Origin of the sequence: Brevundimonas sp. (assembly GCF_046293315.1) — a bacterium.
In the GTDB taxonomy this organism is placed as follows: Bacteria; Pseudomonadota; Alphaproteobacteria; order Caulobacterales; family Caulobacteraceae; genus Brevundimonas.
Window position 1 is genome coordinate 31,164 of record NZ_JBKBPF010000003.1, and the last position, 23,203, is coordinate 54,366.

Here is a 23,203-nt window from a genome sequence, read left to right on the forward strand (position 1 = left end):
GACACCGGGATTCACCCCTCATCCGTCATGCTGCGCATGACACCTTCTCCCTCAAGGGGAGAAGGAAGGTCACGCGCGGCCTGTCGTGCGGGGCGGCTTCGGGGGCGGCGCGTCAGTCCGCGGCGCGGGGCGCGGGCGATCCGCCTGCATCAGGCGCGCGAGGCTGTGGGCGCCGGTGGCGAGCACGATCATGGGCCGGACTCCTTGACTGCGATATTGAGAATGCATCGCAATAGTGAGTCTGGCAAGCCTCCTGACGCGGACCCCGCGACCCTGTAGCGTCGCGCCATGATCGCGCCCTCCGACGCCCCTGCCCCGCCCCGCGCCTGCGGCGACTGCGGCCTGTGCTGCAAGATCATGGGGGTGGAGGCCATCGCCAAGCCGCCGCGCAAATGGTGCGGCCATTTCCGCAAGGGGCGCGGCTGTTCGATCTATGAACGGCGACCCAACGCCTGCGGGGCGTTCAACTGCACCTGGCTGCTGGCGCCGAATCTGGGCGAGGACTGGCGCCCGGACCGGGCGGGGTTCGTGCTGCACTCGGAGAACGGCGGACAGCGCCTGATCGTCGAGGCGGACGGCGCAGACCCGCAGGCGTGGCGGCGCGAGCCCTATCAGACCACCCTGCGCCACTGGGCGCGGGCCGGGGCGGCGCAGGGGCTGGAGGTGCTGGTGTTCGTGGGCGACCGGGGCGTTCGGCTGCTGCCTGACGGCGGAGAGCGTCCGGTCACGCGCGCCACCGCCTGATCAGTGCACCGTCGCGCTTTCGGGCCGACTCCGCCCGTGCAGCCTGTCGCCGATCATGTTGCCCCAGCGGACGGCGGAGCCCATGGGCGAGGCCATGAAGCCGGCGCGGGAATCGATCTTGCTGGCCTGATGGGCGAAGGCGGCGGCCATGCCGGCGCTCATCATGGCGGCGACCATCTGGCCCGCCATGCTGCGGGGGCGCGAGGCCATCCAGAAGGCGCTGACCGCCTGGGACACGCCCCACAGACGAAGCGCGCTGTTGCGGTCCGGCCCCGGGGGCGCGTTCCAGACGCGCAGCCCGGCCAAGGTCGCGGCCGACATCAGGGCGGGCAGGAGGACGCTGTAACCGTTGCGCGGCTTCTGGACGACGGGGCGGCCGTCATGCCCGGGCGCGGTCTCGCGGGGGTCGGCGGTGAGGGCCACCAGGGCCGAGGCCACCAGACCGACACCCACTGTCACCGCCAGACCCGTCGCCACATGCCGTCCGCTGCGGCCCTTGCTGTTCAGGAACCGGTCGACGGGGCGGGGGCGAGGCATGGCGGTGGTCTCCCTGTTGAAGTCTACAGGGAACGGAACAGGTCAGGCCGGATGGGGTTCCGGGCGGTGGACCCCAGCCCCCTCCACCATGCTTCGCATGGTCCCGTCGTCGGATCGGCTCCGCCGATCCTTCCTCCACCCCCAATGGGGGAGGATCAGTTGCCGGTGGCGGCGCCGTCGGGCTCGATGTCCTTCATGGCGCTCTGCAGCCAGTTCTGCTCGCCCAGCAGCTTGATCAGGTTCAGCTGGTTCTCGAGGAAGTCGATGTGCTCCTCGGTGTCCGACAGGATCTCGGTCAGGATCTGGCGGCTGATGAAGTCGGCCGCGACCTCGCACTGCTTGATGGCCTCGATCTGGTCGCGGCGGCCGTCCAGTTCGAGCTGCAGGTCGGCGCCCATGCATTCCGGCGCGGTCTCGCCGATCTTGAGCTTGTGCAGGTCCTGCAGGTTGGGCAGGCCGTCCAGGAACAGGATGCGCTTGATCAGCTTGTCGGCGTGTTTCATCTCGCCGATGGATTCTTCGTAGATGACCTTGCCCAGATGGCTGAGACCCCAGCTCTCGAACATGCGCGCATGCAGGAAATACTGGTTCACCGCGGTCAGTTCGTTGGTGAGGACGCCGTTCAGCGTCCGGATGATCGCGGGATCGCCCTTCATGGTCTCAAGCCTTTTCGTTCCGGGACCGGCTCACACGACGGCCGCGCCCTTGGTGCATGGCATAGCACGCTTCGCAGGCGATTGTTCACCTGCGAATACTTATCAGCTTATTGTAATTGCGAGTAAATCTCGCCTGGAGCCTGATCGGCTGAAGTGGAATCGCTTCGCGATTCCGCTGATGCCGTGAATCAGGCTCCAGATAAAGCGAGAGCATGATTCACGCTTCAGCCGGACCGCGAAGCGGTCCGTCCAAAACGATCATGCTCCAGATAAAGCGAGAGCATGATTCACGCTTGAGCCGGACCGCGAAGCGGTCCGTCCAAAACGATCATGCTCCAGGTTACTCGGCGGCGAGGGCGAAGGCCTGGCGGGATTCCTGGATCATCTCGCGCATCTCGCACACGCATTTGGCGCACTGGGCCTGACAGCCGTTGTGGGTGAACACGTCGCGCGGACGCCGGGCGCCCGCCTCGATGGCGCGGGCCACGTCCCGTTCGCGAATGCCATTGCAGTTGCAGATGTACACGGTGGTCGCTCGACCCGATACGTTGAGAACGACTCTCCATAGCAGGAGTCCAGGCGGATGCAAATCGTTCGCATGCGCAGAGCATGATCGTTTCGGACGGAACCGCTGTGCGGTTCCGACAGAAGCGTGAATCATGCTCTCGCTTTTATCTGGAGCCTGATTCACGGCATCAGCGGAATCGCGAAGCGATTCCACTCAAGCCGATCAGGCTCGCGATGCTTGACCGCTGAGGCAAGTCGGCGCACCCCCCGGGCATGACCCAGACCGTCCGCTGCCGCCTGTATCTGATCACCCCGCCGGCCCTGCCCGACCTGAACGCCTTCGCCGCCGAGCTCGAGGCCGCGCTGGGCGCCGGGGACGTGGCGGCGCTGCAGATCCGGCTGAAGCCCGCCGATGACGATCAGGTGCGCGCGGCGGTGCGGCGACTCCTGCCCATCGCCCAGGCCCATGGCGTGGCGGTGATCCTGAACGACCGCCCCGACCTGGCCGCCGAGCTGGGCTGCGACGGGGTCCACGTGGGGGACGAGGACCCGGGCGTGGACGCCGCGCGGCGCATCATGGGCCCCGACGCCATGATCGGCGCCACCTGCAGGGACAGCCGCCACGCGGCCATGGAAGCGGCGGAAGCGGGGGCGGACTATGTGGCCTTCGGCGCCTTCTTTCCCACCGATACCAAGGAAACGACCGCCCGGCCCGAGCCGGACATCCTGACCATCTGGCAGGAGACCATGGCCATTCCCTGCGTGGCCATCGGCGGGATCACCGTGGACAACGCCAAGCCCCTGATCGACGCCGGCGCGGACTTCCTGGCGGTGAGCGCCGGGGTGTGGCGCCACCCCGACGGCCCGGCCGAGGCGGTGCGGCGCTTCAACGCCCTGACGGGCTGAACCCGGGCTATCGCAAGGTATATTTAGCAAAGCCGTGGTTGACTGGGCGTTCAGCATCCCAGCCTACAGAAGCCGTCGTCATGATCCTGAGCCGCGCGCTCGCCGACCTGGACCACCCCGCCGTCGTTGCAGCCGAGGCGCGCGCGGGCTCGTGGCGGCGTGGCCACGACCTCATGAGCCAGCCCCACGCGCCGGTGTTCCTGGCCGTGATCCTTGCGGTGCTGGTGGTTCTGGCGGTGTCCACCAGCCGCTCGGCGGGACTGGTGGCGGCCCTGTGGGGCGCCGGGGGCGTCGCGGTGACGGCCTGGCTGCGGGCGGGCAAGGGCAAGGCCTATGAGTCCGCCTACATCGGTCTGATCGCGGCCGGCTTCGCGGGCGGCAATCTGCTGGCTGGCAATCCGCCCGACCTCGCCTTCATGTTCACCATCGCCAACATGATCGAGGTGGTTCTGGCCGTGGTGCTGATCCGGCGGTTCCTGCCGGATCTCAATATCGCCACCGTGCCGGGGGCCGCGAAATTCCTGATCCTGGCGGCGGTGATCCCGCCCCTGCCGGCGGCTCTGTTCGCCTCGGGCATGTTGTATCTGATGAACGGCCAGGATTTCCTGAGCACGGTGCAGACATGGTGGTTCGGCCACGCCCTCGGCATCGCCGTTGTCGGCCCCTTCGGCCTGGCGGTGACCAAGCGCCATTTCGCGCGGCTGGCCCGGCCCTGGCACGTGGCGGAGGCGGTGCTGCTGCTGGGCGGGCTCGCCGCCCTGGTGGCGGTGCTGTTCACCCAGGCCGTGGCGCCGATCCCCTTCATCATCGTGCCCGTGCTGCTGGTGATCGCGGTGCGGCTGAGGATCGTGGGGGTCACCGCCGCCATCCTGATCACCTCGGTGATCGCCGTCGGCGCGACCTTGCAGGGCTATGGGCCCATGACCCTGATGGCAGAGGCCGCGCCGGCCGAGCGAGTGATGATGGCCCAGCTGTTCACCGCCGCCACGGGGCTGCCCATGCTGCTGGTGGCCGCCATGCTGGAGGAGCGCGACCTGTTCGCCGCCCGCGCCGCGGCCGACAAGCAGGGCGCGGAACAGGCCAGCGCGGGCAAGTCCCGATTGCTGGCCAATGTGGCCCATGAGATCAAGAGCCCCATCGGCGGGATCATCGGCATCGGCGATCTGTGGTCTTCGGGCCAGTTGGGTCCGGTGACCCCGACCCAGGGGGAAATGGCCGGCATGCTGGTCAAGACCGCGCGCCAGATCGAGACCCTGACCCACGACCTCCTGGACGTGGCGCGCGCGGAGTCCGGCGCCGTGCAGATGGATCTGCGTCCGGTGGACGTGGCGGCGGTGGTGGAGGATGTGCGCCGCACCGTCGCCCTGCAGAAGGACGCCGAGGGTCTGACCCTCACGGCCGAGCGGGACAACGACGACCTGGTGGCCGTGGCGGACTCCGTCCGGCTCAGCCAGGTGGTCGGCAATCTGGTCACCAATGCCGTCAAGTACGGCGCGTCAGGCGGCGTGGTGATCCTGCGCACCCGCCGCGCGGGCCGCAACGTCCGGGTCGAGGTGGTGGACAAGGGACCGGGTCTTTCGGCCGACAAGCAGGCCCAGCTGTTCGAGCCCTTCAACAGGCTCGGTCTTGAGCGCTCGGCCATCGAGGGCCACGGTATCGGCCTGACCCTCGCCAAGCGCCTGACCGAACTGCAGGGCGGCCAGATCGGCGTCATCAGCGCCCCGGGCGAAGGCGCCGTCTTCTGGATCGAATTGCCGGCGGCCTGACGCTGCGACCCACCGCCGCGCGACAGGGCGGTGCTGGACTTCGACGGCCTATGGGCGCACCACCTTGTCACGGACAGGGCTATTCAGGGGCTGCTCATGGATTTCGACGCACTCTTGCTGTCGCGGATGCAGTTCGCCTTCACGGTGGCGTTCCACATCCTGTTTCCCGCCTTCACCATCGGCCTGGCGGCTTTTCTGGCTGTGCTGGAGGGCCTGTGGCTGTGGACCAAACGGGACGTGTTCCAGACCCTGTATCTGTTCTGGGTGAAAATCTTCGCCCTCAGCTTCGGCATGGGCGTCGTGTCCGGCGTGGTGCTGAGCTACCAGTTCGGCACCAACTGGTCCGAGTTCATCCGCCTGACGGGCGGGGTGATCGGGCCCTTGCTGGCCTATGAGGTGCTGACGGCCTTCTTCCTTGAGGCCTCGTTCCTCGGCGTCATGCTGTTCGGCTGGAAGAAGGTGGGGCCCAGGCTGCACTTCCTCGCCACCGTGCTGGTGGCCATCGGCACCAGCGTCTCGGCGTTCTGGATCCTGTCGGCCAACAGCTGGATGCAGACGCCGCAGGGCTACGAGATCCTCGCCAACGGCGTGTTCCAGGCCACCAATTTCTGGGAGGTGGTGTTCAACCCCAGCTTCCCCTCGCGGCTGGTGCACATGCTGCTGGCGGCCTTCCTGACCACGGCGCTGGCGGTGGGCGCGGCCTCGGCCTTCCAGGTGCTGAAGCTGCGCAACACGGCCGATGAGCCAAAGGGCTGGACCGCCAGCCGCGTGGCGCTGGCCATGGCCGTGGGCATGGTCGCCATCACTGCGCCGCTGCAACTGCTGGCCGGGCACTGGTCCGGCGAAGTGGCGCACCACTATCAACCGTCCAAGCTGGCCGCCATCGAGGGCTACTGGGAGACCCGCGCCGACCAGCCGCTGCACCTGTTCGCCATCCCCGACCGCTCGACCCAGTCCAACCACTTCGAGGTGTCGATCCCCGGCGTCGGCAACATGGTCCAGAACCTTCCGCGCGACGAGGTGATCCAGGGTCTGGACCAGCTGGCCCCCGAGGACCAGCCGCCGGTGTTCATGGTGTTCTGGGCCTTCCGCATCATGGTGGGTCTGGGCATGCTGATGATCGGTCTGGGCCTGTGGGGCGCCTTCCTGCTGTGGCGCAAAAAGCTGTTCGACAGCCCCTGGTTCCTGCGCTTCGCCGTGGTCATGGGCCCGTCCGGCTTCATCGCCGTTCTGGCCGGCTGGATGGTCACCGAGATCGGGCGTCAGCCGTGGGTCGTGTACGGCGTCCTGCGCACCGCCGACGCCGTCTCGCCGGTCACCACCGGAGAGGTGCTCACCTCCCTGCTGGTCTACATCACCGTCTATTCCATCGTCTTCACCGCAGGGGCCCTGTTCATCCTGCGGCTGATCGTGGAAGGACCCAAGGCCGTGATCACCGCCCGCGCCGCCGAGGAGCGCCGCGCCCCCGGCTCGGCCCTGGCCAAGGCGCCCGAGGATGTGGACGGCGATGTTCCGGGAGATCCGTCATGACCCTCGACCTCGCCCTGATCTGGGCCGGACTGATCGCCGTCGCCGTGCTGCTGTATGTGGTGCTGGACGGGTTTGATCTGGGGCTCGGCATCCTGTTCCCCTTCGCGCGCTCGCCACAGGACAGGGATGTGATGATGAACACCGTCGCCCCCGTCTGGGACGGCAACGAAACCTGGCTGGTGCTGGGGGGCGGCGGACTGCTGGCCGCCTTCCCCCTCGCCTATTCGATCCTCATGCCGGCGCTGTATCTGCCCGTCCTGATGATGCTGGCGGGCCTGATCCTGCGGGGCGTGGCGTTCGAGTTTCGGTTCCGGGCGCGCAACCGGGGGCGGCGGTTCTGGACCCAGATGTTCGCCTTCGGCTCGGTCCTCGCGGCCTTTGCCCAGGGGCTGATCCTGGGCGGCTTCATCCAGGGCGTGCGGGTGGTGGATGACCGGTTCGCGGGCGGGCCGTTCGACTGGTTCACCCCCTACACCCTGCTGGTGGCCTGCGGGCTTGTCGCGGGCTACGCCCTGCTGGGCGCGACCTGGCTGATGCTCAAGACCACCGACGACCTGCACGGCGACGCCCGCAAATGGACCGGCATCGCCGCCCTGGTCACCGCCGCCCTGCTGGCCGCGGTCAGCCTGGCGACCCTGGTGGCCCATCCGGTGATCGGCCTGCGCTGGGGCTGGCCCGACGGCCTCATGGGCGGGATCGACTGGGCCATGTTCGCCCCGCGCGTGCTCATCCCGCTGGTCGGCGTCGCGGGTCTGGCGATGATCTTCCTCGGCTCGCGCAAGGGATCACACGGCTGGCCTTTCGTGGGCGCCCTGACGGTGTTCCTGTCCGGCTATCTGGGGCTGGCGATCAGCTTCGCCCCCTATGTGGTGCCCTATGCGGTCAACTTCCGCCAGGGCGCGGCGCCGGACAATGCGCTGGCGCTCATGCTGTGGGGCACGGCCTTCATCCTGCCGACCATCCTCGGCTACACCGCCTGGGTCTACTGGGTGTTCCGCGGCAAGATGACAGCGGAGACCGGCTATCATTAGACCCGTTCCCCCGCCCGGCCCCGACGATCCGTTGCCGCCCCTGTGGAAGCGGCTGATGTGGTTCGCCCTGCTGTCGATCGCCGGGCTCGTCCTGGTGGCGGCGGTCGCCTACACGCTTCGGGCCTTGCCGTTCATGGGATGAGGCGCGACAGTCGCCCCATGATGTTCCGCAAGACGCTGATCGCCGCCGCCCTGACCGCCCTCGCCGCCCCCGTGGCGGCGCAGGACGCCGGGGACTTCACCGCGCGCCTGAACCGTCTGCCGGGCCAGGCGGCCGCGCCGACGCCAGAGCCTGAGCCGCAGCCCACGGTCGCGCCGGAGGCCGGGGCCACACCCGAAGCCGCCGCCCCTCCGGCCGAGGACATCACCTCGCGCCTGAACCGCCTGCCGGGGCAGACGGCCCAGCCGACGCCCGAGCCCGAGCCTGAGCCTGAGCCCGTGCCCATGCCCGAACCGGAGCCCGCCCCGCCGGAATCGGAGCCAGAGCCGGAACCCGAGGCGGTCCTGGACGCCGAAATCCAGCCCATGCCCCAACCCGACGCCGCCCCCGAACCTGCGACGGAACCGCCCCCGCCGCCGGTGCTGGAGATCCTGAACTCGCAGGCGGACCTGGCCTTCCGGGTGGACGTGCCCGAGGCGTTCGATCTGGTGGAACGGCCCTCGGGTCCCGACTTCGATGTCTATCAGGTGTCGCGCGGCGATACGGCGTTCGTGGGCGTCTATGTGGGCTGCTGCTCGCTGTTCCCCATCTACGACGGCCGACAGACCGAGACGGCCGGCCGGATCTCGGTGGTGGTCAACGAGGGCGGCGCCAACCGCGCGGTGGAGCACCTGTTCGTGCGCGAAAGCGACGGCCGCCAGATCCACGTCTGGCTGCACGGCGTCACCGGCGAGGACCGCGCCCTGGCCGAGCGCATCGCCCAGACGGTGGACCCGAGGTAGCTTTCCTTCTCCCGTGGGGAGAAGGGGGACCCGCGCACCGGAGCGCAAGGCGCGAAGGTACTGGCGCGGGGGATGAGGCGGTTCGGAGCCGGCCCCGTTCGCACCGTAACCCCTCTCCCTCCGCGCAAGGGGCGATCTGCTTCGCATCCCGCCGCGCGGAGCCGGCCCTCTCCCGCCGGGAGAGGGATGCAGGCTAACCCTCGAGATCCAGCGCATAGCCCGCCGAGCGCACCGTGCGGACGGGGTCGCGCAGGCCTTCGGAAACGGTCAGGGCCTTGCGCAGGCGGCCCACGTGGACGTCCACCGTGCGGACCTCAACATAGACGTCGGAGCCCCACACCGCGTCGAGCAGCTGTTCGCGGCTGAACACCCGGCCGGGGTGCTGCATCAGATAGTCCAGCAGACGGAACTCGGTGGGGCCCAGGTGGACCTCCTTGCCGTCGCGCTTCACCCGGTGGGCGACGCGGTCGATGATGATGTCGCCGTGGCTGACCCGGTCGTCGGCGAGGCCCGGACGGATGCGGCGCAGCACCGCGCGGATGCGGGCGTTCAGCTCCACCATGGAGACCGGCTTGGTCAGATAGTCGTCAGCGCCCGTGTCCAGACCGCGGACCCGGTCGGATTCCTCGCCGCGCGCGGTCAGCATGATGATCGGCACATTGCGGGTCTCGGCGCGGCCGCGCAGGCGGCGGCAGACCTCGATGCCCGACACCTTGGGCAGCATCCAGTCCAGCAGGACGAGATCGGGTGTCTCCTCCTCGGCCTGCATCAGGCCTTCCTCGCCGTCGGAGGCGACGCTGACCTTGTAGCCTTCCTTTTCCAGATTGTACTGGAGCAGGGTCGCCAGGGCGTCCTCGTCCTCGAAAACCAGAATATGGGGCGTCATACGCTCTGCTCCGGCGAGCCGATTTCACTGGGGGTGGGCACGGCGGTGGCGCGCGGGCGCTCGCCCGTCAGTTCGTCGCCGGTAATCTGATAGTGGATGGTCTCGGCGATGTTGGTGGCGTGGTCGCCGATGCGCTCAAGGTTCTTGGCCATGAACAGCAGGTGGGTGCAGGCCGTGATCGTGCGCGCGTCGCCCATCATGTAGGTCAGAAGTTCGCGGAACAGGGCGTTGTAGTGCTCGTCCACCTCGTCGTCGGTGCTCCACACGGCGACGGCGCGATCCACATCACCCGAGGTGTAGGCGTCCAGAACCTGCTTCAGGCGCTGGTTCACCAGCCGGCCCATGCGCTCGATGGAGCGGGTCAGCGGGGCCATCGGCTCGGTCTCGGCCAGGCTGAGGCCGCGCTTGGCGATGTTCTTGGCCAGGTCGCCGGTGCGTTCCAGATCCATGGCCAGCTTCATGGCCGCCAGGGTCTTGCGCAGATCGGTGGCCACCGGCTGACGCAGGGCGATCAGGCGGATCGCCTTCTTGTCGATCTCGATATGCATGGCGTCCAGCTTCGCGTCGCGCTCGACGACCTGACGGGCCAGGGCCACGTCGCGACGCACCACCGAGGCCACGGCGTCGATGATCTGGGCCTCGGCGAGACCGCCCATGCGGGCGACCTCGGCGGTGAGGGCGTTCAGCTCCTCTCCATAGGCGCGGACGGTGTGTTCATTCATGGCCATGGTGATGGTCCTCAGCCGAAGCGGCCGGTGATGTAGTCGAGGGTGCGCTTGTCACGCGGGTTCTGGAAGATGGTTTCGGTGTCGCCGAACTCCACCAGCTCGCCCATGTGGAAGAAGGCGGTGCGCTGGCTGACCCGCGCGGCCTGGGCCATGGAGTGGGTGACGATGACGATGCAGAACTGCTCGCGCAGCTCATCGATCAGCTCCTCCACCTTGGCGGTGGCGATGGGGTCCAGGGCCGAGCAGGGCTCGTCCATCAGGATCACCTCGGGCTGGACCGCGATGGCGCGGGCGATGACCAGACGCTGCTGCTGGCCGCCCGACAGGCCGGTGGCCGGGGCGTCGAGACGGTCGGCCACCTCGGCCCACAGTCCCGCGCGCTTCAGGGATTCCTCGACCCGGTCGGCCAGCTCGGCCTTGCCTTCGGTCAGGCCGTGGATGCGCGGGCCATAGGCCACGTTCTCGAAGATCGACTTGGGGAAGGGGTTCGGCTTCTGGAACACCATGCCGACGCGCGCGCGCAGCAGCACCGGGTCCAGACCCTTGTCGTAGATGTCCTCGCCGTCCATGCGGATGGAGCCCTTCACCCGCGCGATGGAGATGGTGTCGTTCATCCGGTTCAGGCAGCGCAGGAAGCTGGACTTGCCGCAGCCGGACGGGCCGATGAAGGCGGTCACGGCCTTGTCGGGAATATCCAGGCTGACGTCGTAAAGAGCCTGCTTGTCGCCGTAGAAGACCGAGACGTCGCGGGCCTTGATCTTGATGACGCCGGTGGGATCCGGGTGCGCGGCGTGGGGCGGGGTCAGCAGCGGCGAATCCGCCGCGCTGCCGCCGCTTTCGGCGCCGTCCAGCTGTCGGAAAAGATTGAAGCGCATGGGGACTACCACCGACGTTCGAAACGGCGCCGCAGATAGATGGCGGCGGCGTTCATGATGATCATGAAGACCAGGAGAACCATGATGGCCGCAGCGGTGCGCTCATGGAACGCGCGCTCGGACGCATTCTCCCAGATGAAGACCAGCACCGGCAGGGCGCTGGAAGGCGAGGTGATGGCCTCGGGCACGCCCGGCACGAAACTGACCATGCCGATCAGCAGCAGCGGGGCGGTCTCGCCGAGGGCGTGCGCCATGGCGATGATGGCGCCGGTCATGACGCCCGGCATGGCCAGGGGCAGGACATGGTGGAACACGGCCTGGGTCCTGGAGGCGCCCATGGCCAGGGCGGCTTCGCGGATCGAGGGCGGCACGGCCTTGAGCGCGCTGCGGGTGGCGATGATCACCGTGGGCAGGGCCATCAGGGCCAGCACCAGACCGCCCACCAGCGGCGAGGATCGCGGCAGATGCATCCAGTTGATGAACACCGCCAGACCCAGCAGGCCGTAGACGATGGAGGGCACCGCCGCCAGATTGTTGATGTTCACCTCGATGATGTCGGTGATGCGGCCCTTGGGTGCGAACTCCTCCAGATAGATGGCGGCGCCCACCCCGATGGGCAGGGCCAGCGACGCGGTCACCAGCAGCATCAGGGCCGAGCCCACCACCGCGCCCAGAACGCCGGCCAGCTCCGGCTGGGTGGAGTCCGACCGGGTGAACAGGCCGGTGTTGAACTGGCCCTGGATCCGGCCCTGCTCGCGCATCTGGTCCAGCCAGAAGATCTGGCGGTCGTTGAGGCGGCGGAACTGCTCCTCGCCCTCTCCGTCCAGCTCGCCCTTGTAATAGAGGTCCGCGTCCGCCCCGATGGGCAGGGTGACCGTGATCCGTTCGCCGATGCGGTCGGGGTTCTCGCGCACCACACGCTGCATCTCGAAGGCGACGCCCGCGGACATCAGCTGACGCATGTCGCGCGAGGCGGTCATGGCCACATCATCCTGCATTCCCAGGCGCACCAGTTGCTGTTCGGCCACCAGCTGGTCGAAATTGGTCCCTTCGGGGTAGGCCGGGTCAATGCGCGCGGGGTCCAGATAGACCTCGGTCTGCACGGTGTGGGTCCAGAACGCGGTGTGGCCCTGCTCGATGATCCGGCCCAGCAGCAGGGCCAGGAAGCCGATGGCGATGGCAATGGCCAGCACGCCGTAGAGCTTGAACCGCCGTTCGCGCGCATGACGGCGCTTGAGGCTCTTCCTCAGCTGGGCGGTGCTGCGACCGGAGGCGCCGGCGCGGGTCAGGGTCGCGTCAGTCATATTGTTCCCGGTAGGTCTGGACGATGCGCTGGGCCGCGAAGTTCAGGATCAGGGTCACCACGAACAGGGTCAGGCCGAGACCGAACGCGGCCAGGGTCTTGGCGCTGTCGAACTCCTGGTCGCCGGTCAGAAGGGTGACGATCTGGACCGTGACCGTGGTCACGGTATCGAGCGGGTTCAGGGTGGTGCGCGCGGCCAGGCCGGCGGCCATGGTCACGATCATGGTCTCGCCGATGGCCCGCGACACCGCCAGCAGGAAGGCGCCGGCGATGCCCGGCAGGGCGGCGGGTAGCACCACCCGCTTGATGGTTTCGGACCGGGTCGCGCCCATGGCGTAGGAGCCGTCGCGCAGCGACTGGGGCACCGCGTTGATGATGTCGTCCGACAGGGACGAGACGAACGGGATCAGCATGATCCCCATGACCGCCCCGGCCACCAGCGCCATCTGGTTCTGCACCAGCAGCAGGTGCTGGCCCACGCCGTCCAGCGGACCGCCGACCAGCTGGGCGCCGATCCCGTTGAAGAAAGCCCGGAACGACGGCCCCACGGTGAGGGCGGCGAAGAACCCGTACACCACCGTCGGCACCCCGGCGAGAATCTCGAGCACCGGCTTGATCACCGCGCGGCGCTTCGGCCCGGCGTACTCCGCCAGATAAATGGCCGAGAACAGGCCGATCGGACCGGCCACGATCATGGCGATGATCATGATCAGGAAGGTGCCCGCAAACAGCGGCACCGCCCCGAACGCGCCGGTCGACCCGACCTGATCGGCGCGGATGGCGATCTGCGGCGACCACTGGGTGCCGAACAGGAACTCGGTGATGGGCACCATCTGGAAGAACCGCAGGCTCTCGAACAGAAGCGAGGCGACGATGCCGATGGTGGTGAGGATGGCCACGGCCGAACAGGTGAACAGGGCGACGGCCACGAAGGCCTCAACCCGGTTGCGGGCGCGCGTATCCGGCGTCAGTCGCCGCCACGCCAGGCCCGCGCCGATCAGGGCGGCCAGAACAACCGCGATCATGCCGCTCCAGGCGAGGGCGGCGTCAACGCGCGCGGCCCGGGCAGCCTCTTCCTGAAGCGCGGTCGCCAGATCGCCGGTCCAGATCTGGCGCGGCATGCCGCCGGCGCCGACAATGCGGGCGTCCTCGATGAAGACATTCCGGCGGGGCGCGTCCAGCGACTGCACCGCCTCGGGTGCGGAGGCGGCCAGCACCGTCCGCTCGACACGGGCGTCGAATACCGAGGCCATAATCAGGATCAGCAGGGCCGGGACCGCCGCCCAGATCAGGGCCAGGGCGCCGTGATAGCTGGCGCCGCTATGGGCGCGCACGCCCGCCGCACGCCGACGCGCTGCGCGCCGGGCGAAAACGAACACCGCCGTCGAAAACACGGCGAGCACCAGGAGAGAGAGAAAAAACATTCACCGTCCAGACGCACGAGAGGGCGAATCGACAAACAGATCGCCTCGCCGGGTCCGTATGCCGACGACCCGACGCCGCATTACGACGGTTCAGCGACAGTTTTATAACATCGTCCGGGCGCTGACGGATTGTCACACGACGGGAGGACGACGCAGCGGCAGATAGACGCCGAACGCCGCCCCCTGGCCCAGCACGCTTTCCACCGTCATGCCGCCCCGGTGGCGATTGACGATGTGCTTGACGATGGCCAGCCCCAGCCCCGTGCCCATGCGCTCGCCGCTCTTCTGGCCTTCGACCCGGTAGAACCGCTCGGTCAGGCGCGGCATGGTCTCGCGCGCCAGCCCCGGGCCGTGATCGCGCACCGTGATCAGCACATAGCGCGCGCCCGGATCCCGGTCCGGCGTCAGCAGCGGCAGGCCGGAGGCGTCGATCATGCGGGCCCGGCTCGCCTCATCGGCGCTGACGTCCACGGACAGGGTGATGTCCACCTCGGTGTCGTCCGGCGAATATTTGATGGCGTTGTCCGTCAGGTTCTGGATCACCTGGATAAGCTGGTCCCGGTCGCCGGTCACGCTGGCGGAGCTGTCGCCCTCGCGCGTCACATTCAGCTTGATGCCCCGCCTCGCGGCGAGGGGTCCGGTGGCGTCCACCACATCGGACACCGCCCCGGCCAGATCCACTTTTCCGGACGGCGGAATGTGCTCGTTGAGCTCGATCCGACTGAGCGACAGCAGATCGGCCACCAGTCGCGTCATGCGTTCGGCCTGCACCGCCATGATGGTGAGAAACTTCTCCCGCGCCACGGCGTCGTCCCGCGCATGGCCCCGCAGGGTCTCGATGAAGCCGGAGAGGGAGGCCAGCGGCGTGCGCAGCTCGTGGCTGGCGTTGGCCAGGAAGTCCACCCGCATCAGTTCGGCCCGCTTGGAGTCGGTCTCATCACGCAGGCGCAGAATGGCCAGATGTCCCTCCCCCGCACCGCGACCGGGCAGGGGCGCCACCCAGCCGCTCCAGTGCCGGTCCTGGGTTCCGCCCGGCTGGTAGTCGATCACCTGGGTGCGCCCGCCGAACAGCGCCTCGTCCACCGCCTCCAGCAGATTCGGATCGCGAATGGACGCGTGCAGGGGGTGGTCCAGAACCCCGGACGGGAGGCGCAACAGCGCGGCGGCGGCGGCGTTGGCGCGCACGATGGTGCGGTCGCCCACGTCGTAGGCGTCGTCGCCCGCAATCACCAGCAGGGGATCGGGCAGCGCCTCCATCGCCGCGGCGGCCAGGGCCTCGTCGCGGCCGTCAGGTTCCGCCTCGGGCTCCTGGACGTTCACCGCCCTGACGGGACGCTCCCGCACGATCAGCAACGCCAGAAGGGTCACCGTCGCGCCCGTAAGGAGGGCCGGCGCTGCGGACGGATGCGCGGCGGCAGTCAGTCCCATGACCCCCATGGCCACCAGACCCGGCGCCCAGCGTCTCAGGGTGTTCGCGTCGAGAAAGGCGTTGGACGTTGTTTCGGTCATGGGCGTTCCAGCAGGCGAACGGATGTGATCGCCCTGCCGCCAGTGTGGCGACTCCGAACGGCGGTTTCAGCCCTTTTTCACACCTTCACCGTAGAAAGGCACGAACTTCGGGGGAACCGTGCGCGAAACGCTCACCTGTCTGGCGACCGAGCATGACTGGCGGCTGCTGATCGCGGCCGTCTTCGTGTGTCTGGTGGGCACCGCGACCTGTATGCGCCTGTTCAACCAGGCGCAGAACCGCAAGCGCGGCGAACGGGACCTGGTGCTGCTGATCGCCGGCCTGGTGGGCGGCGTGACCGTATGGACCACCCATTTCGTGGGGATGCTGGCGTACCAGTCCGTCACCCGGCTCGACTATGATCTGTTCACCACCATGGGGTCCCTGATCATCGCCGCCTCGGGCGTCGCGGCGGGTCTGCTGGTGGCGGCGCACATTCGCTGGCCGGCGGGCCGCCTGGTTGCCGGGGTTCTGATCGGCAGCACGGTCGCGGCCATGCACTACACCGGAATGGCGGCGGTGAGCCTGCAGGGCGTCCTCGCCTGGGACGCCGGCCTGGTGATCGGCGGCATCATCACCTCCAGCATCCTGTGGGCTGCGGCCTTGCTGGTGCTGGGTCAGGGCTGGCGCCGCACGGCAGGCGCCTCCCTGCTGGCGGTGCTGGGCATCTGCAGTCTGCACTTCAGCGGCATGGCCGCTGCAGAGATCACCTTCGATCCGGGCCTCCCGGCGGTTGAGGCGAACGCAGGGTCGCGCATGGCCATCAGCGCGGCGATCCTCACCGCCTTTCTGATCACCGCCGCCGCCGTGGTCGAAGCCCTGAATTTCTGGTCGAGAAGCAGCATGTTGACCCAGCTGCGCGAGGCCATCGACGCCATGCCCGACGGTCTCGCCTTCTACGACTCCGAGGACCGGCTGGTGATCTGGAACGCCCGCTATGCCGAGATCAATCCCGAGATCGCCGACATTCTCAAACAGGGCGCCACCTTCCGCGAAATCGTCCAGACTGGCCTCGACAAGGGCCACTATCCCGAAGCCGAAGGGCGCGAGGTGGAATGGCTTGACGAGCGCATGACCGCACGGAGCCATCTGTCCTGCGCCATGGAGCAGAGAACCTCCGACGACCGCTGGCTGAAGGTCCAGGATCGCCGCACCGCCGATGGCGGCGTGGTTACCCTGGTCAACGACATCACCGATCTGAAAAGGGACGCCGAGGTCCTCGCCGCCGCCCGCGACGCCGCCGAGGCGGCCAACCGCGCCAAGTCGGAATTCCTGGCCAATATGAGCCACGAGATCCGCACGCCGCTGAACGGCGTCATCGGCGTGGCCCAGGCCCTGTCCGGCACGCCCATGAACGACCGCCAGCAGGAGATGCTGGCGCTGATCCGCTCCTCGGGCGTGACGCTGCAGCACCTGCTCTCGGACATCCTTGATCTGGCCCGGGTGGAATCGGGACGGTTGGAGCTACGCCCCGAGCCCTTCGACCTGCACAAGGCTGTCAACGAAGCGGCCCAGCTCTATTCCGCCCAGGCCGAGGACAAGGGTCTGCGCTTCTTCGTGGATTCGCCGGCGGAAACCCGGGTCTGGGTCGACGGCGACGTGGTGCGTCTCAAGCAGATCCTGACCAATCTGGTCTCGAACGCCGTCAAATTCACCAGCCAGGGCTTCGTCAGTCTGACCGTGTCGCGCGGTCAGGGCGCCGACGGCGCCCCGGTGTTCCGGTTCATGATCGAGGACACCGGCATCGGCTTCGACTCCGCCGCCCGCGCCCGGCTGTTCAGCCGGTTCGAACAGGCGGACGGCGCCATCACCCGCAAGTTCGGCGGCACCGGTCTGGGACTGGCCATCTGCCGCGAACTGGCCGGCATGATGGACGGACATCTGGATTGCGAGAGCGAGCCCGGCGGCGGCTCCACCTTCATCCTGACCCTGCCCCTGCGCGTGGTCGCGGCGACGGTTCAGGAGGCCGCGCCGGACAGAAACGCCGACGCGGCCACGGGGCGCCCTCTCCGCGTTCTGGTCGCCGACGATCACCCCACCAACCGCAAGGTGGTGGAGCTGGTGCTGTCCCAGATCGACGTGGAACTGGTCATGGTCGAGGACGGGGCCCAGGCCCTGGCCACCTTCCGCGACGGCGAGTTCGACGTGGTGCTGATGGACATGCAGATGCCGGTCATGGACGGTCTGACCGCCACGCGCGAGATCCGTCTGCACGAGGCGGCCATGGGCGCCCCGCGCACCCCGGTGTTGATGCTGACCGCCAACGCCCTGCCCGAACACATGGACGCGGCGCGCGAGGCGGGCGCCGACCGGCACCTGTCCAAGCCTTTCGGCGCCGAGGCCCTGATCGAGCTGGTGACCGACCTGGCCGCCGGCTGCGACGCTCTGTTTGAGGGCGCCGCCTAGCTTTCCAGCCGCGCGTAGGCCGGCAGGGTCAGGAATTCCTCGCAGGTCTCGGCCAGGCACAGGTCGGTGAACAGGCGCACCGCCTCTTCCAGATGCGGCAGGTCCCTGGGCATGCGCCGGATCTCGTCCTCGATCAGGGCCCGCACCAGCGCCTCGTCCACCACCCGGCCGTCGTCCAGATGGGCTGACAGCGTGCGCCACTGCCACACCTGGGTGCGGCTGATCTCGGCGGTGGCGGCGTCTTCCATCAGGTTGAACAGCGGCACCGCCCCGCGCCCGCCCAGCCAGGCCTCGGTGTAGAGAATGCCCACGCGGATGTTCTCGCGCAGGCCCGCCTCTGTGCGCGGTCCCTGATGGATTTCCAACAGCCGGTCGCGGCCGATGTCCTGGCCTGACAGCGGCCGGTCAAGCTGGTTCGGGCCGGGCATCAGGCGGTCGAACACCTCCATGGCCACGGGCACCAGATCGGGGTGCGCCACCCAGGTGCCGTCGTGGCCGTTGCCGGCCTCGCGCTCCTTGTCGGCCCTGACCTTGGCGAAGGCGGCGGTGTTGGCGGCCTCGTCGTTCTTGACCGGAATCTGCGCCGCCATGCCGCCCATGGCGAACGCCCCGCGCCGGTGGCAGGCATCGATCAGCTTGAGGGAATAGGCGTTCAGGAACGCGTTCCCCATGGTCATGGCCGAGCGGTCCGGGGTCAGGAAATCGGCATTGCCGCCCAGCCGCTTGATGGTCGAGAAGATGTAGTCCCAGCGGCCGCAGTTCAGACCGACGATGTGGTCCTTCAGGGCGTGCAGGATCTCGTCCATCTCGAAGGCGGCGGTGATGGTCTCGATCAGGATGGTGGCCTTGAAGCTGCCCGCCGGCAGGCCAAGCGCGTCCTGGGCCCGCCGGAACACGGCGTCCCACAGGGCCGCCTCCTCCATGGTCTCCAGCTTGGGCAGATAGAACCACAGGCCCGACCCGGCCGTGGTCGCCGCTTGCGCGTTGTGGAAGGCGTACAGGCCGAAGTCGAACAGGGCGCCCGACACCGGCTTGCCGTCCACGGTCATGTGCCGCTCCGGCAGGTGCCAGCCGCGCGGGCGCACCTTCAGCACCGCGCGCTGGTCCTTCAGGCGATAGGCCTTGCCGGTCTTCGGATCATCGAACGACAGGGTTCCCGCCCACAGGTCCTTGAGATTGATCTGCCCCTCCACCTGATTGGTCCATGTGGGGCTGGTGGCGTCCTCGAAATCGGCCATGAACACCCTGGCCCCGGAGTTCAGGGCGTTGATGACCATCTTGCGGTCCACCGGGCCGGTGATCTCCACCCGCCGGTCGCGCAGCTCGGCCGGGATCGATCCGACGCGCCAGTCCCCCGCGCGGATGGCGGCGGTGTCGGGCCGGAAGTCCGGCGTCTCGCCCGCGTCGAAGCGCGCCTGCCGCGCCGCCCGCTCAGCCAGCAGGTCCAGCCGCCGGGCGTCAAAGCGCCGGTGCAGGTCGGCCACGAACCCGAGCGCCTCCGGCGTCAGGATCTCGCCCGCGCGGCCGTCGATCGGGCCGGTGACGCGGATGGCGGGGTCGGTCAGGGAATCCAGCGGCATTGCATCTCCTTCTCCCTCCCCGTCCGGGGAGGGCGGTCGTCGCGAAGCGGCGGCCGGGTGGGGAGGGCCCGGCGAAACAGACACGCTGCATCGCCTCGCCGCCCCCGCCCGCTTCGCCTTCGGCTCAGCCACCTCCCCGGGACGGGGAGGGAGACTGACGTCATCTACTCATACCCGTGCGCGGCTTCATTGATGACCAGCGGCGGCATGGCGTTGAAATCCACGGCCACCGGCTGGGGGATGCGCGCCTGATAGGTCTTGATGACATGGGCCATGCGGTGGCGCACCTCCCGCTCGGCCGCGCCGCCCCCGTCCAGCCCCAGCGGGGCCAGACAGAAGTCGATGATGGCGTCGGCGCTTCTGATCTCGGTCATGGCAGTGCTCCTTATTCCGCCGCCACGAACTGGGCGGTCTCGGTGGAATCCTTCAGGGCGGTGGTGGACGAGTTCCCCGACGAGATGGTCATGGCCACCTGGTCGAAATAGCCGGTGCCCACTTCCCGCTGGTGCCGGGTGGCGGTGTAGCCGGAGGCCTCATTGGCGAACTCGCGCTGCTGCAGCTCGGAATAGGCCGCCATGCCGCGGGCGCGGTAGCCGGAGGCCAGCTCGAACATGCCGTTGTTCAGGCTGTGGAACCCGGCCAGGGTCACGAACTGGAACTTGTAGCCCATGGCCCCCAGCTCGCGCTGGAACTTCGCAATGGTCGGCTTGTCCAGCTTCGCTTCCCAGTTGAACGACGGCGAGCAGTTGTAGGCCATCAGCTTGCCGGGGTGTTCCTTCTGGATCGCCTCGGCGAACCGCTTCGCATCGTCCAGATCCGGGTGCGAGGTCTCCCACCACAGCAGGTCGGCGTATTTCGCATAGGCCATCCCCCGCGCGATGCAGTGGTCCAGACCTGTGCCGGCCTTGAGACGGAAGAAGCCCTCGGGCGTGCGATCCTCGCGGTCGATGAAGGGATGGTCCCGCTCGTCCACGTCCGAGGTGATCAACTGGGCCGACTCGGCGTCGGTGCGGGCCACGGTCAGGGTCGGAACCCCCATCACGTCGGCGGCCAGGCGCGCGGCGATCAGGTTGCGCTCATGGGCCTGGGTCGGGATCAGCACCTTGCCGCCCAGATGGCCGCACTTCTTCTCCGAGGCCAGCTGGTCCTCGAAGTGCACGCCCGCGGCGCCCGCCTCGATGAAGGCTTTCATGATCTCGAAGCTGTTCAGCGGCCCGCCGAAGCCGGCCTCGGCGTCGGCCACGATGGGGGCGAACCAGTCGCGCTTCGCCCCGCCCTCGCCGTGCTCGATCTGGTCGGCGCGCTGCAGGGTGCGGTTGATGCGGCGGCACAGCTCCGGCGCCGCATTGGCCGGGTACAGCGACTGGTCCGGGTACATGGCCGAGGCGGTGTTGGCGTCCGCCGCCACCTGCCAGCCGGACAGATAGATGGCCTTCAGGCCCGCGCGGACCATCTGCATGGCCTGATTGCCGGTCACGGCGCCCAGGGCGTTGATGAAGGGCTCGGTGTGCAGCAGCGCCCACAGGCGGTTGGCGCCGCGCTCGGCCAGGGTGTGCTGGATGGGGAAGGAGCCGCGCAGGCGCTCCACCTCTTCGGGGCCATAGGGACGCTCGATCCCGTCGAACCGCCCCTCGGGGGCGCCCGGAACCAGTTCCGCGAAAGTGGTCATGATGTGTCTCCGACAACCGATCCAGCGGCCTCGTCGCCGCGTCGATGGCCAAGAAACACGGCAGCGCCCGGATTGCACCGGCTGCACGCCCGCCTTTCGCGCTTATTGGTCACATAATGACTAGCTTTCGACAGTCACTTCATGACATCATGACAGAATGAGCGATGATGCCGACCGCAAACTGTTTCTGGGCGGACGCCTCAAGCGGCTGCGGCGCGAACTGGCCCTGTCCCAGACCGCCATGGCGGCGGATCTGGGGGTCTCGCCCAGCTATCTGAACCATATCGAGCGCAACCAGCGCCCCGTCTCGGCGCAACTGCTGCTCCGACTGGCGGAAACCTATGACGTGGACCTGCGGGCCTTCGGCGGCCAGACCGGCCCCGGCGGCGAGGCGGCCCTGGCCGAGGTCTTCGCCGACCCCCTGTTCCAGGGCATCCCCATCCCGCGACACGAGATCCTGCAGCTGGCCGAGGACCTGCCCGGCGCCGCCGACGCGGTGGTGCGCCTGTACCGCGCCCTGGCTCAGGGCCGCCCCGCCGCCCCGGCCGCCGAGACCGCCAGCCCCGCCGACTGGGTCCGCGACCACATCCAGGCCCGCCGCAACCACTTCCCCGAGCTGGACCTGATGGGCGAGGCGCTCAGCCATGATCTTGCGCCCGACCCCGCCACGCTGCAGACCGCCGGCCCCGAGGCCCTGATCCGCGAGCGCCTGAAATCCCGCCACGACATGGGCGTGCGCGTCATGCCCGCCGATGTGATGGTGGAATGGACCCGCCGCTTCGACCCGCACCGCAAGCGGCTGCTGATCTCCGAGGTGCTGTCCCCCGCCTCGCGCGCCTTCGCCCTGGCCTATCAGCTGGGCCTGATGGAGCACGGCGGCGAGCTTCAGGCGCTGGTGGATCAGGCCGCCCCGCCCGACGCCGCGTCGGCGCGCCTGCTCAAGGTGTCGCTGGCCAACACCCTGGCCGGCGCCATCCTCATGCCCTACGGCGCCTTCCAGGCCCTGGCCGAACAGAGCGGCTATGACCTCGACCGCCTGTGCGCCCGCTTCGGCGTCTCGTTCGAACAGGCGGCCCACCGCCTGACCACCCTGTCGCGGCCCACGGCGCGCGGCGTGCCCTTTTTCTTCATCCGCGTGGACCGGGCGGGCAATGTCTCCAAGCGCTACGCCTCGTCCACCTTCCCCTTCGCCCGGTTCGGCGGCGGCTGCCCCCGCTGGCGCCTGCACGACGCCTTCGGCTCGCCCGGCCGCGTCCTGACCCAGATCGTGGAGACCCCCGACGGCCAGCGCTGGTTCACTTTGGCCCGCACCGTCCCGCGACAGGGAACCCACGACCACGACCTGGCCGTGGGCCTCGGCTGCGAGCTCAAGCACGCCCACCACCTGATCCACGCCCGCGGCCTCACCCTCGACGCCCCCGAAGTCACCGGCATCGGCCCCGCCTGCCGCCTGTGCGACCGCCACCCCTGCCCCCAACGCGCCGAACCCCCGCAAGGCCGCCCCCTCACCGTCGACGACTGGGCCAAATCGGTCAGCCCGTATCCGTTCGCGGCGGGGTAACCCCTTCAGGTGCTGAGATGATCTACAGCCTGTTCGACCTGCTCAACGACAAGACCTTTTCGCACCCGAGCACGGTTGCCGCAGCCGAGCTCAGCGGCGGCGCTCTGCGATTGACAGTTCGCGGTTATGGTTGGTGGAAAGAGCAGCCAACCTGGTCCAATGGCGACGCCGTTCTGGTCTTCTCTGGCATCTCTAGCGGCGCGTTAGATGGTGAGGCCCTGCTCGATCTGGAAGACGACGAGGCGCTTGGAAACTTCGAGGTCGTTTACTCAGACAGTCTCGACTGGGCGCAGCCAGCGACGTTCTCGCTGTATTGCAGCGAGCCCCTGCCGGAGCCCCTAGCCGTATACGATATCGTTGAACGCTGGGTGGAGCAGTCCAAAGGGATCAAGGCTGTGCCGGATTTCCTTCATGGCTCGGCACGACTTTCCACATTCCTCGATTTTTCGAACTCGCCCTTCTTCATGCTGGCCCACGGACCCGATAGCCTGCGCTCACTCCTTGAAAGCGAACTCAAGCGGCAGAACGTGAGACATCAATTCGAACTCTCGCAGGGTCATCCAGAAAGCCGGTATCTTGTTCGGCTGGCGGGGGACACATGGTTCTTCTGCGAGTCAGCCACGCTTGAAGAAATCTAGACTCGAA

Annotated in this window: 22 protein-coding genes; 9 read left to right on the forward strand and 13 right to left on the reverse strand. The window is 68.3% G+C overall.

Annotated elements, in window-relative coordinates; all coding sequences use genetic code 11:
• Positions 1–69 precede the first annotated feature (69 nt).
• On the reverse strand, positions 70–192 hold the full coding sequence (locus ACK4SE_RS03320; RefSeq protein ID WP_409688769.1) for a hypothetical protein: 123 nt from the start codon (positions 190–192) through the stop codon (positions 70–72).
• A 96-nt stretch (positions 193–288) separates the two neighbouring features.
• Between ACK4SE_RS03320 and ACK4SE_RS03325 the strand changes: the two genes are divergently transcribed.
• Entirely contained in the window at positions 289–744 is a 456-nt protein-coding gene (locus tag ACK4SE_RS03325; RefSeq protein WP_409688772.1) for a YkgJ family cysteine cluster protein, read from the forward strand.
• On the opposite strand, the gene ACK4SE_RS03330 is transcribed toward ACK4SE_RS03325, so the two are convergent.
• The 3 genes from ACK4SE_RS03330 to ACK4SE_RS03340 form a co-directional block, all read right to left on the reverse strand.
• The gene (locus ACK4SE_RS03330) at positions 745–1,281 is read right to left on the reverse strand and encodes a TspO protein (RefSeq protein ID WP_409688774.1); all 537 of its coding nucleotides are present in this window, start codon (positions 1,279–1,281) and stop codon (positions 745–747) included. It abuts the gene before it with no gap.
• A 155-nt stretch (positions 1,282–1,436) separates the two neighbouring features.
• Positions 1,437–1,937: a bacterioferritin gene (bfr, locus tag ACK4SE_RS03335; protein ID WP_409688777.1), complete on the reverse strand. Its 501-nt coding sequence runs from the start codon at positions 1,935–1,937 to the stop codon at positions 1,437–1,439.
• A 340-nt stretch (positions 1,938–2,277) separates the two neighbouring features.
• Positions 2,278–2,463, reverse strand: a complete 186-nt coding sequence (locus ACK4SE_RS03340) for a bacterioferritin-associated ferredoxin (RefSeq protein WP_409688779.1) — start codon at positions 2,461–2,463, stop codon at positions 2,278–2,280.
• Positions 2,464–2,717: 254 nt separating this feature from the next.
• On the opposite strand from ACK4SE_RS03340, the gene thiE reads away from it, so the two are divergent.
• The 5 genes from thiE (at position 2,718) to ACK4SE_RS03365 (ending at position 8,619) form a co-directional block, all read left to right on the forward strand.
• Entirely contained in the window at positions 2,718–3,350 is a 633-nt protein-coding gene (gene thiE / locus ACK4SE_RS03345; protein ID WP_409688781.1) for a thiamine phosphate synthase, read from the forward strand.
• A gap of 80 nt (positions 3,351–3,430) precedes the next feature.
• Complete coding sequence (locus ACK4SE_RS03350; RefSeq protein WP_409688782.1) at positions 3,431–5,116, forward strand: ATP-binding protein; 1,686 nt, start codon at positions 3,431–3,433, stop codon at positions 5,114–5,116.
• Between the two features lie 96 nt (positions 5,117–5,212).
• Positions 5,213–6,646 carry a cytochrome ubiquinol oxidase subunit I gene (locus ACK4SE_RS03355; protein WP_409688783.1) on the forward strand — a complete coding sequence of 478 codons (1,434 nt, stop codon included), beginning with the start codon at positions 5,213–5,215 and terminating at the stop codon, positions 6,644–6,646.
• Positions 6,643–7,677: a cytochrome d ubiquinol oxidase subunit II gene (cydB, locus tag ACK4SE_RS03360; RefSeq protein ID WP_409688784.1), complete on the forward strand. Its 1,035-nt coding sequence runs from the start codon at positions 6,643–6,645 to the stop codon at positions 7,675–7,677. Before ACK4SE_RS03355 ends, cydB begins: the two co-directional genes overlap by 4 nt.
• 159 nt (positions 7,678–7,836) lie before the next feature.
• Positions 7,837–8,619: a hypothetical protein gene (locus ACK4SE_RS03365; RefSeq protein ID WP_409688786.1), complete on the forward strand. Its 783-nt coding sequence runs from the start codon at positions 7,837–7,839 to the stop codon at positions 8,617–8,619.
• Positions 8,620–8,812: 193 nt separating this feature from the next.
• On the opposite strand, the gene phoB is transcribed toward ACK4SE_RS03365, so the two are convergent.
• The 6 genes from phoB to ACK4SE_RS03395 all read right to left on the reverse strand — a co-directional run bounded on the left by phoB (position 8,813) and on the right by ACK4SE_RS03395 (position 15,344).
• On the reverse strand, positions 8,813–9,505 hold the full coding sequence (gene phoB / locus ACK4SE_RS03370) for a phosphate regulon transcriptional regulator PhoB (RefSeq protein WP_409688788.1): 693 nt from the start codon (positions 9,503–9,505) through the stop codon (positions 8,813–8,815).
• Entirely contained in the window at positions 9,502–10,227 is a 726-nt protein-coding gene (gene phoU, locus ACK4SE_RS03375; protein ID WP_409689148.1) for a phosphate signaling complex protein PhoU, read from the reverse strand. The genes phoB and phoU overlap by 4 nt, the downstream gene beginning before the upstream one ends.
• A 17-nt stretch (positions 10,228–10,244) precedes the next feature.
• The gene (gene pstB / locus ACK4SE_RS03380; protein WP_409688790.1) at positions 10,245–11,108 is read right to left on the reverse strand and encodes a phosphate ABC transporter ATP-binding protein PstB; all 864 of its coding nucleotides are present in this window, start codon (positions 11,106–11,108) and stop codon (positions 10,245–10,247) included.
• A 5-nt stretch (positions 11,109–11,113) separates the two neighbouring features.
• Positions 11,114–12,412, reverse strand: a complete 1,299-nt coding sequence (gene pstA / locus ACK4SE_RS03385) for a phosphate ABC transporter permease PstA (protein WP_409688792.1) — start codon at positions 12,410–12,412, stop codon at positions 11,114–11,116.
• Positions 12,405–13,835 carry a phosphate ABC transporter permease subunit PstC gene (pstC, locus tag ACK4SE_RS03390; RefSeq protein WP_409688794.1) on the reverse strand — a complete coding sequence of 477 codons (1,431 nt, stop codon included), beginning with the start codon at positions 13,833–13,835 and terminating at the stop codon, positions 12,405–12,407. Before pstC ends, pstA begins: the two co-directional genes overlap by 8 nt.
• Positions 13,836–13,967: 132 nt before the next feature.
• Positions 13,968–15,344 carry a sensor histidine kinase gene (locus ACK4SE_RS03395; RefSeq protein ID WP_409688796.1) on the reverse strand — a complete coding sequence of 459 codons (1,377 nt, stop codon included), beginning with the start codon at positions 15,342–15,344 and terminating at the stop codon, positions 13,968–13,970.
• Between the two features lie 118 nt (positions 15,345–15,462).
• Between ACK4SE_RS03395 and ACK4SE_RS03400 the strand changes: the two genes are divergently transcribed.
• Complete coding sequence (locus tag ACK4SE_RS03400) at positions 15,463–17,748, forward strand: ATP-binding protein (protein ID WP_409688798.1); 2,286 nt, start codon at positions 15,463–15,465, stop codon at positions 17,746–17,748.
• Here ACK4SE_RS03400 and aceB read toward each other — a convergent pair.
• The 3 genes from aceB to aceA form a co-directional block, all read right to left on the reverse strand.
• Positions 17,745–19,328 (reverse strand): malate synthase A, encoded by a 1,584-nt coding sequence (aceB, locus tag ACK4SE_RS03405; protein ID WP_409688800.1) that lies wholly within the window; start codon positions 19,326–19,328, stop codon positions 17,745–17,747. The genes ACK4SE_RS03400 and aceB overlap by 4 nt on opposite strands.
• Positions 19,329–19,492: 164 nt before the next feature.
• Entirely contained in the window at positions 19,493–19,702 is a 210-nt protein-coding gene (locus ACK4SE_RS03410) for a hypothetical protein (RefSeq protein ID WP_021696737.1), read from the reverse strand.
• An 11-nt stretch (positions 19,703–19,713) separates the two neighbouring features.
• Positions 19,714–20,997 carry an isocitrate lyase gene (gene aceA, locus ACK4SE_RS03415; protein ID WP_409688802.1) on the reverse strand — a complete coding sequence of 428 codons (1,284 nt, stop codon included), beginning with the start codon at positions 20,995–20,997 and terminating at the stop codon, positions 19,714–19,716.
• Between the two features lie 157 nt (positions 20,998–21,154).
• On the opposite strand from aceA, the gene ACK4SE_RS03420 reads away from it, so the two are divergent.
• Together ACK4SE_RS03420 and ACK4SE_RS03425 are read left to right on the forward strand one after the other, a co-directional pair.
• The gene (locus tag ACK4SE_RS03420; protein ID WP_409688804.1) at positions 21,155–22,558 is read left to right on the forward strand and encodes a short-chain fatty acyl-CoA regulator family protein; all 1,404 of its coding nucleotides are present in this window, start codon (positions 21,155–21,157) and stop codon (positions 22,556–22,558) included.
• 17 nt (positions 22,559–22,575) lie between these two features.
• Entirely contained in the window at positions 22,576–23,196 is a 621-nt protein-coding gene (locus ACK4SE_RS03425) for a hypothetical protein (protein WP_409688806.1), read from the forward strand.
• The last annotated feature ends 7 nt before the right edge of the window (positions 23,197–23,203 follow it).